Origin of the sequence: Lewinella sp. JB7 (assembly GCF_024297185.1) — a bacterium.
Lineage (GTDB): Bacteria > Bacteroidota > Bacteroidia > Chitinophagales > Saprospiraceae > Neolewinella.
Genome location: NZ_JANCTD010000006.1, coordinates 286,587 through 299,443 on the forward strand (window position 1 = coordinate 286,587; position 12,857 = coordinate 299,443).

A 12,857-nucleotide genomic window follows, 5' to 3' on the forward strand; every position below is an offset into this window, starting at 1 on the left:
ATTTTACTACCCTATTGTTTTGCACGCATTTTTACACGCTTTCTAGCTCTCTCGTCTTGAACCCAGATACAAACCTCCACGATCATAGCCAACGCTTTGTCCGCGCGCCCTGGGCGTCGGGTGATCACCCCATGCTTTCCCCGGCCTACCGGTACCGGAAGTATGCGTTGTTCGTCCTCCGGACGTTGTGCGTTGCCGCCATCTATTTCCTGCTGTGGGATCATGCCTGGATCCGTTGGACCCTGCTGATCACCCTACCGCTCCACTGCTTCAACTTCCTCATTCTGGTGGGTTGGCGCTACTTCCTTGAGCGGGAAATGCGGCTTCGCCACGACCGCCTATCGTACTGAACGGGGGCGGCGGGGCGCAGGTGCCGCGTCGTCAGGTTGACCGGAACATTGGTGGTGACCCCTAACCTTCACGTGTAGCCGAAGGAGTACTTCTTCCTTTGGGGTACATCAGGAATGCCGTGTCCTGCGGCAACCACCCTTACTTAATACGGGATGTCGTCAGGTCAATGTCGGCTTCCGCCCACGCTATGTCCAGTTGGCCGGCTACGTCGGCCTCCCTGGCCCGGTCCCCCAACTCCCGGTACGCGGTACGCAGCCCGTGCAGGGCCCACCCATTTTTGGGGTAAGTCAGCAGATCCTGCCGGTATACTTCCGCGGCTTCGGCAAATTGTCCGGACTCCAGCAGTACCGCCCCCAGGTGGTGGCGCACCGAGAAGAACCAATCGGGCGGCTCGATGTAGGCCAGTGCATCCTCGGCGGCTACCGCCTCCCGGAGCAGTCGGATCGCATCCGCGTAGCGCTCCTCGGAGGCGGCAATCTCCCCGGCCAGTACTCCCTCGGCGATCCCGGATACCGCGCGGGCGGAATTGACCCCGATCATCAGCGAGTCTACGGCCGGATCGGCGGCAAAGGAGCGAAGTTGCAGCAACTCCTCCCTTGCACGCGGGAGATCCTCCTTACCGAGGTATGCCATACCCCGGGCGTAGCTCCGGATGATCTTCGGGTACGGCAAATCACGACGCCCGTCGATGGCCTGCAGGATGTCGTTCCACCGCCCGAATTTGACCCGTACGTAGTCGGGAATGGTGTAAAAATGTTGCAGCAGCCCGAGTGCGGGGACCGCGATCAGATCGTTATCCGCGTGGCGGGCCGTCCGCTGGGCGGCGTCCAGGGCCCACTCGCTTTTACCCTCCAGGGTAGCGGTAGCGGCCAGAAAGTGATAGTTGTGCGGGTGGTACATGAGCGGATACGCTCCCTGTGCCCGACAGGCGGTGATGTAGCTGCTGTCTACCCGCACGGCGGCAATGTTGGCCAGGGAACCCTCGTGGTAGTCCCCGGTACGGATATAGATGTGGGAAGGCATGTGGACCAGATGTCCGGAACCCGGTACGAGGCCACCGTCCAGCCGTCGCGCGCTGGCGAGGCCCTTTTCCGGAGTACGGGAAGCTTCGATGGCGTGGATGTACAGGTGGTTGGCGCCGGAGTGATCCGGGTAGCGCTCCAGTACCCGGTCGAGGTTGCTCAGGATCTCGGGCGTCCAGGGGCGCGACTGCCCGGTAGAGTCCCAGAGGTCCCAGGGGTGGAGGTCCATCAGGGATTCCACGAAGAGCGTACCGACGTCCGGGTCGTCGGGATAGTCGGCGTATACTCCACGCATGGCTTCGGCGTAGGCCTCATCGAGGTGGCTGCGGTCTTCCGGCGCTTCGGCCGTGTACCGTTTGCTGAGTGCCGCGATCAAAGCTTTCTCCCGGGGCGTCCCCGTTGTTTCGGCCAGCTGGGCGGCCCGCTGTACCGCCGCGTAGGCGCGGGGGTATTCGTCCGGACCCATGCCCGCATTGTAGTTGGGACCCAGCACGTAGGCAAACCCCCAGTGGGCCATCGGACAATCGGGCTCCAGCCGGGTGGCGTAGTGGAAGGACCGGGCGGCCTCGGCGTGGTTGAAGCCGTAGGCGAGCGTCAATCCCTGATTTATGTACCGTTGGGTCAGGGAGTCCTTGACCGTAACGGGAAATTCCAGGTTGCCCAGTTGATCGAAGAGGGGGGCCGTTTGGTCTTCCGCGTACCACGCGCGGTCATCGGTAGCCGGCGCGCAGCGCGTAGGCACTTCGGTAACGGCGGTAAATGGTTGGCTTGGCTGGTTGCGCTGGTTGCAGGCCGCAAGTAACACGAGGGTGCCCACCAGCATAATGTACATAGGTTGGTTCATGGTGTATTCTTTTGCTCCCGCGTCCCCGCCGGTTAGTCCTGCCGTCCCAATTGGGTGATTACCTATAAATTAGGGGAAAACACCGACGATCACAAATCCATTATGCACACCGAAGACTACGAACAAGCCGTTTTTGACATTCTGGAAGACCTGCGCGCCTACCGGGAAAAGTGCGGTGACCGCTTCCGCTTCTCCGACATCCTTCAGGAAACCGAGGTCGACGGCCGACCGGAAACCCTACAGTACGTCAATCTGGTGCAGGAGGGCGGAGGGGTACTAGGCATTGCCCTGGTCGGTTTTACCTATGTGCTGGAGGAGATGGGTATACGGTTTCTCAGTCTCGGCGGTACCAGCGCGGGCTCGATCAACACCCTGCTGATGGCCGACGCAGGGACTCCGGAGGAAAAGAAGAGCGCCCATATCCTGGACCGGATCACCCGCAAACGCTTCAGCGACTTCGTGGACGGCGGGAGCGATGCGCGCAAGCTGACCGAACTCATCCAGTCGGGCATCCGCTTCGGGGAAGGCATCGACGTAATGTCCAAACTGCCCTCCCTACTTTTGGCGTCCGGCAATCTGCCCGAGATCTTTAACGACTTCGGCATTAACCCCGGCGATCACTTCGAGGACTGGTTGTCCGGTTTGCTCAACAACCAGAACTGGCAGGCACTAAGCGATAACTTACGCACCCTACCCGACGATCTGATGCACGTTTCCGACTTCGGCAACAAGCGGCACCCGGTCGGGGTAGCGGAGCTGCAGCCCAAGATCGCCATCGTAGCCGCGGACATTACGACCCAAACGAAGGTGGAATTTCCGCGAATGGCCCACCTTTACTACGAACACCCGGCGGCCCAGAACCCGGCCTGTTTCGTGCGGGCATCCATGTCGATCCCTTTCTTCTTTACCCCCAAACGGGTGTCGCTACGGTGGACCGAGGGCAAGGAGGAAGAAGTCCGCCGGCAGTGGCGGAAGTTGGCGGGCTACACCGGAGAATTGCCCGAAGAGATCCTCTTCGTGGACGGCGGCGTGATGTCGAACTTCCCCATCGATCTGTTCCACGAAGCCGACACCGTGCCCCAACGCCCGACCATCGGCGTAAAACTGGGCGTCGACCGCAAGCATGCCAGCAAGATCACCTCGCTCGGCCAGTTTCTCGGCAGCATGCAGGAAGGCGTACGGAACCTGCGCGATCTGGAATTCATCCGCAACAACCCGGAGTACAAGGACCTGGTGGAGTACATCGACGTCGAAGGCTTCAGCTGGATCAATTTCAACATCACCGACGCCGACAAGATGCGGCTGTTCCGCCGGGGGGCCGAGGCGGCCGCCAGCTTCCTGCGGCGCTTTAACTGGCTCGAATACAAGTCCAACATCAAGACCAACCTCCTGCAGCGCATCAAGCCCGTCCTCTGGGAACTCAGTGACGTCAAGGACCTGGACCGCACCCTGGAGGCCTTCGGCATCCGCGACAACGAAGAGATCAAGCGCAAGATCTCCTTCCTGAAGGAGCGCGAAAAGCCCTACAACATCCTCTGGATCGACGACAGCCTCACCTACCCCCTCCCAATGGCCATTCTGGACCGGCTGCATACGTACTGCTACACCATGCGGACGAGCGACGAGGCCCACCAGCTGTTGATGAGTAACAATAAGGCCAGTCACGACCCCGACGACCGTATCGATCTGATCATCAGCGACGTGACTCGCGACGAAACCGAGGGCAGCGAAAGCACCCGGGGCCTAGATTTCGCGGCGATGCTCGCCTTCGATCCGGTACTCCGGGAAGTACCCGTCCTGTTCTACGCCCACAAACGCGAGGCCCTGGAAAAGCGGTACGGCCGCCCCCTTCCCGCGAACGTCGTGAACCACCCCGACCGGTACACCATCCTGCACGGTGACTTCATTGCCGAGGTGGTCGACGCGATCTACGCCCGGGCGCGGGAGCTCATGGTCTGATCACCGACGCACGACGCGGCGAACGGCTCCGTCGACGCGCAGGAGATACACCCCGGCGGGCAGGTCGCCGGCCCGCACCACCGTCGTGCCCAGGGAAACGGGAAGCCGTTGGTGCATCCAGCGGCGCCCCGTGAGATCGTAGAGCTCTACCGAAATATCCCGGTTGCCGGGTGCCGACCAGCGTAGCTGCCAGTCGCCTGCGGTAGGATTGGGAAACACGCTCAGGCTGGCCTCGAGCGGACTCGGCCCACGTACGGGACTGATGGCATCGGGGGTAATAAGAATTTCGTGGTATTCCGTGGGAAGGTACCCGCCGGCGGCCGTCGTGACCACGAAGCCGAAGTCGTCGTTGCGGGAGGTGGTGTCCGTATTTTCGTAGACGAGTCGGGTGGCGTTGATATCGGCCTGGGTAAACGTGTCGCCGACGGCGAGCATCCGTCCGGCCAGTTCGAGGTGACCGAGCGCCGGGCCGCGGGTGAGGATGAAGTAAGTCTCCGCGGCGGGCCGTCCTTCACTGCTTACTTCGAGTTCACCGCGCAGAACGGCGTTGCGACCGAGGGGTTGCACTTCGGTGGCCGTGTTGACCAGTGTGCGGGTAGGGACGGCGGCGGCATCGGAACAGAACTCTACGCTCCAACTGACGATCTGACCGGCTGCGCCATTCGTTTCACTGACCGCGACGGTGAGTACCCACTCGCCGTAGGTGTCTTCTCCATTAAAATCTTCCAGTTGACCCTCGGGTCGGAACACGCGCTTATCGTCGGGGGGGCAGACTACTTCCGCCGGAGCGTCATCGTCAAATCCGAGGTTGATCGAATTAGTACTGAAGCACTTTTCGGAGTACAGCTTAACGGTCGTGCCGGCGGGGCTCGTCAGGCTGAGGGATACCCGGGAAGCAAACTGGTAGTTGACCGTCACGTTGGGCAGGTTCAGGTCGTTGATGCTGCCCCGTCGTTCCACGAAGAGTTTAGATTCCCGCGTAAAGGCCCCTCCCGATCCGGGCAGGCTGATCGGGGTATCGCTGCTGTTGAGCACGTCGCAGCGGCTACTGACCGTGCGGAAGGAGGCCGTCTCCGTCCACGGGCCGGGACCGCAGGAGTTGACCGGCCGGACGCGCCAGAAGTGCAGGGTATTGGCCGGGAAGAAGTCCTCGGGAGTAAATTCGGTCTCCGTCAGTCCGGTGGCGGACGCGACCACGGTGGCCGGCGCGAAGGAGGGTGAGGTGGCGATCTGGAGGTCGTAGGTCACCGCGTTGCCGGAAGGCGTCCAGTCGAAGTCGGTGGTCAGTATGATGTCCGCTTCTCCCTCGGCGGGCCCGACCAGTTGCAGATCGGAGAAGTCATTAGCTACGACGTCGAGGACGATTTCCCGGCGGGTGTCCGCGGTGCCGGAAGCCCTTACGATCAGGGGGACGACAAGGCGCCCGGTGGTCGATACCCGCTCCAGATCGAGCGTAAGCGTGGTCGTTTGGCCGGGCAGAAGTTGCGTACGCTCGAGGGAAGCCACGAGTCCGGAGGCCAGTCCGGCGGTATCGAGGGTAAGGCCGATCGGCTCGTTATAACCGAGGACGCCACCGGCCGTGAAGGTTGCCGTCACCGTGGCGGGCAGGCAAACATTCCGGTACCGCAGATCGGAATCCAGGGTGTATGTGGGCTGCGTGGCGGCGGCAATGGTGAAGTCTTCCCCGTTCATGTTGTAGAAGATATTATCGGCCGCTTCCACGACCAGGCGCATGGCCGTGCCCAGCGTGTCGGGGACGGTCACGAAGGCGCTGCCGGTATTGGCTACGTTCGCCGCCAGCACCTGGGTAAAGGTGAGTCCACCGTCTCCGGACAGCAAAACGTTGACACGGCGGGCGAAAATGGGAAAGGTATCGGTGCCGGCGACGTCCCAGGTGACCTCCCGGTACTCCCCTACCCGCCACGGCTCCCCATCGGTGAGTTCCGGATCGCGGACGGTGAAGGGACCCGCGGCCGCGACGGCGAAACTGACCGTGGCCCAGTCCACTCCGCCCGCTGCTTCGTTATTGTCGCGGGCCGTGAGCCGAAAGGTCATATCGCGGGCATAGTCGGGCAGTACTTCGTCGTTGGAGCTGATCTTATTGGCTACCCGGTCGACACGGGGAAAGTACCGGGTGTGGCCGTCCGCGGTGGGCGGTACGGAACGGAACAGGGGGGCGGTGCCCTCCGGATCATTGATGTCCGAAGCGGGCCCCAGGTCGTACTGTTCCCAGTTGTAGGTCAGCTGCTCCGCCGGGTCGTTGGCGTCGGTGGCCGTCCCCGTAAGCCGGAAGGGAGTGCTGCGGGGGATGTAAAATTCGTCGGCGTAGTCCAGCCGGACGGCGGGCGTCACGTTCTCCGTTTCGATCACGGTGGCGCAGGAACTGGCGACGCCCTGCCGCGTCGTATACAGGAATTGTTGCAGGCTGGCGGTGTGGTAGTAGGGATCCACCGGGCCGATGTTCTGACTGCCGCAGGCACCGCCGTAGGACATGATCGTGGTGCCGGCGCCGGGTTCGTAGGCGGTATTGCCGGCCCGTTGCTCCTGAGCGCCCGGGCAGTTGTTGAAGGTGTGGGAAACCGCGAACTGGTGGGCGATCTCGTGGGCCATGATCCGTTCGGCGGTGCGGGCGACGTTGGTGCCCTGCAAGCAGGTCACGCCCCGGGTTTTGCTGCCGCTGCAGGCCAGTCCGCTCACCACCCCGCCCACGTCGATGCAGCTGGAGGTAAGCACGTGGCCCAGATCGTAGGCCGTAGAGGGAATGTCGTTCATCCGGAAGGCTTCGATCACCTGCTCCAGCAGGCCGCCGCCCTCGTCCGAATCGGTAAAGGGGTCGGTGGCGGGATCGAGGAAAATGAGTTGTTCGGAAACGGCGAGCAGGTTCATGCGCACGCCGACCTCCCGCTCGAAGATGGCGTTGATGGTGCTTACGGCGGTGTTGAAGGCCGCCAGCACGTCCTCCTTCGTGCCGCCCACCCGCCGGGCGAATTCTCCGGTATTGGTGAGGGCCAGATCGTACTGGCGGAGTTCGCGGGCGGCGGCATAGCTTTTGGGAGTAAATGCGGCTCCCGCGGCCCCGCCCAGCTTATCTGGCTTTACGTAGTTGAGGGGGTCGGCGGGATTGTAGCCACAAGCGAGCGGGGCGCTGTCTTCCGCCCCGGCGTACTCGGCGGAATAAAATACGAGATGAAGGCCCTTACCCGCCTCCGCCGGCTGTATGGCAAAGGTGCCCCGGGGTCCGCGCAGGAGGGCATCCACGCCCCGGTGGGACACGGCGATCCGTCCGGCACCCCATTCTCCCTCTACCCGGTAGCTGCCGATGCTCGGGTACCGGCGTGCCAGTTCGGGCGCGAATACGGGATCGCTTACCGCCCGGAAGGTAGCGTACTTCCCGTTCGGAAGCGGAAGCTCGACCGTCAACTTCTTGGCGTGGAGTTGCCGGCGGAAATGCCCCAGGTCGAGACGCGTCTCCACGTACGTCCCCTGCACCTCCACCGGAGTGGACGACGTGAGGGGCTGGAAAGTGAAGGCGGACTGAGACCAAACATTTGCCCCCGTCAGCAGGAGGCCCAGGAGTAAAAAAAGCGGCATACGGGGCGGTTGTGGGTGCTAAAGGTAAAACCGCCCGCCCGCCCCGAATGTCGCCGGTCAGTACCGGGCGGGTTTTTCTCCGGGCAAGGCGTCGCGGATGAAGGTGCGCAGGTCGTCGTTCGCGGCTTCCAGGTCGGCGCGACGCAGGTACATCATATGTCCGCTGAAGTAACCCTTGAAACTCAGCCGATCCCGCATGCGCCCACTGGGATCGAGGTGCCAGAGGTTATACTTGGCGTCGTAGTAATTGGTGGCGCCGTCGAAGTAGCCCGACTGGATCATCACGTTGAGGTAGGGATTTTGTGCCATGGCCTGGCGGAGGTTGGGGCCGGTGCGGTCGCCGGAGCGATCCCAGGGGTGGACGGGTCCGAACATGTTGTACTGCAGATCGGTGCGGAAGCCCAGTTCCTCGCGGAGATAGTAATTGATGGCCGGGGTGAAGGAGTGCAGCCAGCTCGTGAGTTCGCTGTTGTAGTCGGGCGAGTCGCCGGCGGCCATCGCATCGATGCCCCGGTAACGGCTGTCGAGGCGACCGACCGTGTAATTGCCCGCATCCTCTCCGCGGAGCAGGTTCTTCCAGAAGTAGCTGGTCGAGATCATCAGGTTGTTATCGATCCATTCCTGGGGGTCGAGGCCGGAGTAGCGGGTGAGGGTATAGGCGATTTCGCGTTTGCGCTCCTCATCGAGGCTCATACCGGCGGCCAGGGCGGGGAGCAGTTCGTCGCGGGTGTAGGCTTCCACCTCTTCCAGCAGCACTTCCAGCTCTTGTCCCTGCTGGGCGGGTGGCAGGCGATTATGGTACCAGGCCGCCGCGGCGAAGTAGGGCAAGCGGTTGGCGGCCTTCACGATGCCGTCGCGTTCGATGCCGATGTCGGTGGGCGATACCAGGATCACCCCGTTGAGGTACATCCAGCGGGCGTTCTGCAGTTCGAGAGCGAGGCCGGAAACGCGGGTGGTGCCGTAGCTCTCGCCGATCAGGAATTTGGGGGAGCGCCAGCGATCGTGGCGGCTGACCCAGTTGCTGACCCAGTCGGCCAGGTATTCGATGTCCTGATTGACGCCGAAGAACTGTTCCCGGTCCGCGCCCTCCACCATGCGGCTGAAGCCGGTATTGACGGGGTTGACGAATACGATGTCGGTGACGTCGAGAACCGAGAAGGGGTTATCGCTCACGCCGTAGGGCTGTACGGGGTAGCCTTCCTCGTCGATGTTGAGCACCTTGGGGCCGGTGTAGGCCAGATGCATCCATACGGAGGCCGATCCCGGCCCGCCGTTGAAACTGATGAGGAGCGGACGGTTGGGGTCATCGCCGTCCGTGCGCCGGTAGTAGGTGTAGTGCAGGCCGGCGGTTACCTTGTCCTTGTCGTCGTAAACGGGCTGTACGCCGGTCTCAACGCGGTAGGGGACGCGCTGTCCGCCGATGGTGACGGTATGGTTGGAAAAGATGGCGGTATCGAGGGGGAGTTTCCGGCTATGCTCCTGTCCGGAGAGCGGCAGGAGAAACAAAAGGCACAGCCCGGCGAGCAAGTAACGCGACATTATGGTATAGCTTTGTGATGGATCTAACGGGCTAAAAGTATCGAAAAGTTGAAAGGCACCCTGCGGCAGTGGGCTGAGTTCTTCTCCAGCAACCCCTACCAGCACCTGTTGAGCACGTCCTGGCACTACGCCCGGGGGATGCGGGGGCGGTACGTACTGATCTACGCCATGTTCACCTGCGTGAACCTCATCGTCTCCCTGCAGCCCATCATTTTCGGCTACTTCATCAACTACCTCCAGGAGGGGCGGGGCGACCTCATCACCGCGGCCTGGATCTACGGTGGGGCATACCTGGCCACCATTCTGGGATTCTGGGCCTTTCAGTGGCCCGCCCGCCTGATGGAGCGGCGCATGGCCTACGAGATCAGCCGTCGCCTGCTCACCGAAACCTACGACCGCGTGGTGCACCTACCCCTGGAATGGCACCGGCGGCACCACAGCGGGGATACCATTAACCGGACGCGCAAGGCCTACGAGGCGCTCAAGACCTTCTTCGACGACGGGTTCGTGTACTTCCAGACCCTGGTGCGCATGTTCTTTTCCATCGTGGCCATCATCTACTTCAGCGCCGTTTTCGGCGGGGTCGCGGGAGCCACGGGGATACTGATCGTGCTGGCGGTACTGGCATTCGACCGCCCCATCATCGCGGTCACGAAAGAAACCAACGAGCGGGAGAATGACCTGCTGGCCGGCCTTACCGACAATCTCGGCAACATCATCACCGTCACCACCCTACGGCTCGGCAAGCAGACGCTCAAACGGATTGACAAGCGCATCGCCGCGGTATGGCCACCGTTTCTGCGGAATACTCAACTCAACGAGCAGAAGTGGTTTACTACCGGCGTGCTCATCGGACTGATGTACGTGACCATCGTGGTGGGCTACGTATACCAGAACTACGTGCCCGGGAGGGTATTTCTGGTAGGCGGGCTGGTGACCCTGATCGGTTACGTCACCCAGTTCACAAACATGTTCAACGCCCTCACCGGGCAGTACAATACCGTCATTCGGCTGCGGGCGGACCTGGCCGCCATCGACCCCATCACGGAAGCCTACCGCAGCCGGTCGCGCCCCGAACTGCCCGCCGGTGCTAAGGTGAACAAGGGTTGGCAGACCATCGGTATCGACAACCTCCACTTCACGTACGACCGGGAGAGCGAAGACGCCCGGGGCCTCACCGACGTGAGCATTACCCTCGGCCGCGGGCAACGCATCGCGTTTATCGGACCCAGTGGCAGCGGCAAGACTACCCTACTCTACAACCTGCGTGGTCTTTACCCTCCGGATTCGATCACGGTACGCTTCGACGGGCAACCAGTCGACTCCGCCGCCCAATTGTATGAGCAGACAACCCTCATTCCCCAGAGCCCCGAGATCTTCGAGGATAGCATCCTGCAGAACCTTACCATGGGTCTACCCCGAAAGCCGGCCGCCATTGATAAGGCGCTGCACCTGGCCGCCATGGAGGACGTGGTAGCCAAGGCCGAGCACGGTCTCGATACTCACCTCTCCGAAGGCGGCGCCAACCTTAGCGGTGGGCAGCGGCAACGGCTTAGCATCGCCCGGGGATTATTAGCGGCCGATACTTCTACCCTCCTGTTGTTGGATGAGCCGACCAGCAGTCTCGACCCCCACTCCGAAACCCTGGTGTACCAGCGGCTCTTCGCCGCTTTCCCGGATAAGACGATCGTCTCCACCCTGCACCGTCTACACTTGCTGCGGGAGTTCGACTACATCTATTACCTCGAAGGCGGGCGGGTAGTCCACGAGGGCACGCTGGAGGAGCTGCTGGGGGCCAGCGGGACGTTTCGGATGCTGTGGGAGCAGCAGGCGGCCGGCTAGCGTCGGCTTCAGTCGACATGCCGCCTGAGCTACGTATAATGTCGGCATAAGGGCTGAAGCCGTCGCTACATATCTTTGGCCTATGCCCCAACCCCGCCCCTGGTACGCCAGTATTCCCCCGCCCCTGGTCATGCTATTCCTGATCATCGTCGCCGTGACGGTCATGACCTATCTGCTGCCCGCCGGACTGTACGAACGGGTGGTGGTGGACGGGCGGGCACGGGTCGTTCCGGACAGCTACGCGGAGGTCTCCCCCACCCCGGTAGGTTTTTTCGACTTGTTCCGCGCCTTCCCGGAGGGGTATCGTCTGGCCACGCCCGTTATTTTCATTTGTTTGGCGAGCGCGCTCATGTTCTCCGTACTGGAGCGCACGCAGACGATTGAGAATGCCGTCGGACGCCTTGTCTATCGCATGGGTACCCGGCGTGCGGAACTCATAATCGTCTTACTCACCCTGGTTTACGGAATGTTAGGGGTATTGGTCGGCTACGAAAACAACATCGCGACCGTGCCGATTGCGGTGGTCGTCGTCCTGGCGCTGGGAGGCGACCTGGTCCTGGCCGCGGGCGTAAGTCTCGGAGGCATGACGGTGGCCTTCGGTCTTTCGCCCATCAATCCTTATACCGTTGGTATCGGCCACGAAATTGCCGGTTTGCCCTTATTCAGCGGATGGTGGTTGCGGAGCGTACTATGTGCCGGAGCGCTGGCGATCACGGCGTACTACAATGTTCGGTACTACCGGCGGTTGCGGACGGATCCGGAATCGGGGATCGGAATCGGCCTGGACAGTTCCGGACTGGCGCTCTCCAAACCGCTGGCGGAATACCGGATCAGTAAGCGCAACTGGTGGCTGCTCGGGGTATTCCTGATGGGACTCGGGATCGTGCTGTACGGCGTCTTCCGCTGGGGTTTCGGCATCAACGAAATATCGGCGGTGTTTTTGGTCGTCACCGTCGTCTGCGCGATTACGAGTGGGCTTACCGCCCGGGCCTTTACGGATGCGGCCATGCGGGCGGTAGCGGAGATGGCCCCGGCTACCTTTATCATCGGGATGGCGGCCACCGTGAAGGTGATTATGGAGCAGGGCCAGATTCAGGATACGATCAGCTACGGGTTGGCGCAGTTACTCGATGGTCTGCCGACCTATGCTTCCGCCGTGGGAATGTCGATCGGGCAGAGTGGCATTAACCTACTCATCCCCAGCGGCAGCGGACAAGCGTTGGCCACCCTGCCGGTCATGATCCCCCTCGGTCGGGCCCTGGAGCTGAGTCCGCAGATCTCCATTCTGGCCTTTCAGATTGGTGACGGGGTGACCAATCTGTTCAACCCTTCCCTGGGCGGCCTAGTGGCCATGCTGGGCATTTGCCGGGTACCCTTCGATCGCTGGCTACGCTTCGTGCTGCCGCTGACGGGAGTGATCCTGGCGTGGGCCTGGCTCGGCCTGCTATCGGCGGTGGCCGTCGGTTACCAGTAAGAAAGAAAGGTTCTTAATTTCCTTAACAGCCAAATATGAATTCATTTCGCCGCGTTCTGGTGGAGTGCAACGCCCTACGGGATCAGTTAGGATTAGGACTATTGCCCCGATTACTTACACGCTATTGCGTGATCTGATTCCCCTCCGGGGCGACGCTTTCTTGCCTTGCGAACTTTAGTGTTCGGAGGTTTTTTCTTAGCTTGGTCTCCCCTAATCATCGGTGGAGCCGAACGGT

Annotated in this window: 7 protein-coding genes; 4 read left to right on the plus strand and 3 right to left on the minus strand. The window is 61.9% G+C overall.

Annotated elements, in window-relative coordinates; all coding sequences use genetic code 11:
• Positions 1 to 56 precede the first annotated feature (56 nt).
• On the plus strand, positions 57 to 350 hold the full coding sequence (locus NMA52_RS12805) for a hypothetical protein (protein ID WP_254828078.1): 294 nt from the start codon (positions 57 to 59) through the stop codon (positions 348 to 350).
• A gap of 139 nt (positions 351 to 489) precedes the next feature.
• On the opposite strand, the gene NMA52_RS12810 is transcribed toward NMA52_RS12805, so the two are convergent.
• On the minus strand, positions 490 to 2,217 hold the full coding sequence (locus NMA52_RS12810) for a hypothetical protein (protein WP_254828079.1): 1,728 nt from the start codon (positions 2,215 to 2,217) through the stop codon (positions 490 to 492).
• Positions 2,218 to 2,319: 102 nt separating this feature from the next.
• Here NMA52_RS12810 and NMA52_RS12815 point away from each other — a divergent pair, with 102 nt between their 5' ends.
• On the plus strand, positions 2,320 to 4,176 hold the full coding sequence (locus NMA52_RS12815) for a patatin-like phospholipase family protein (RefSeq protein WP_254828080.1): 1,857 nt from the start codon (positions 2,320 to 2,322) through the stop codon (positions 4,174 to 4,176).
• Here NMA52_RS12815 and NMA52_RS12820 read toward each other — a convergent pair whose 3' ends face one another.
• Together NMA52_RS12820 and NMA52_RS12825 are read right to left on the minus strand one after the other, a co-directional pair.
• Entirely contained in the window at positions 4,177 to 7,767 is a 3,591-nt protein-coding gene (locus NMA52_RS12820; protein ID WP_254828081.1) for a reprolysin-like metallopeptidase, read from the minus strand.
• Positions 7,768 to 7,824: 57 nt separating this feature from the next.
• The gene (locus NMA52_RS12825) at positions 7,825 to 9,306 is read right to left on the minus strand and encodes a S10 family peptidase (protein WP_254828082.1); all 1,482 of its coding nucleotides are present in this window, start codon (positions 9,304 to 9,306) and stop codon (positions 7,825 to 7,827) included.
• Between the two features lie 48 nt (positions 9,307 to 9,354).
• Here NMA52_RS12825 and NMA52_RS12830 point away from each other — a divergent pair, with 48 nt between their 5' ends.
• Positions 9,355 to 11,148, plus strand: coding sequence for an ABC transporter ATP-binding protein (locus tag NMA52_RS12830; RefSeq protein ID WP_254828083.1), 1,794 nt, complete (start codon positions 9,355 to 9,357; stop codon positions 11,146 to 11,148).
• Positions 11,149 to 11,230: 82 nt separating this feature from the next.
• Positions 11,231 to 12,622 (plus strand): YfcC family protein, encoded by a 1,392-nt coding sequence (locus tag NMA52_RS12835; protein WP_254828084.1) that lies wholly within the window; start codon positions 11,231 to 11,233, stop codon positions 12,620 to 12,622.
• Positions 12,623 to 12,857: the final 235 nt, after the last annotated feature.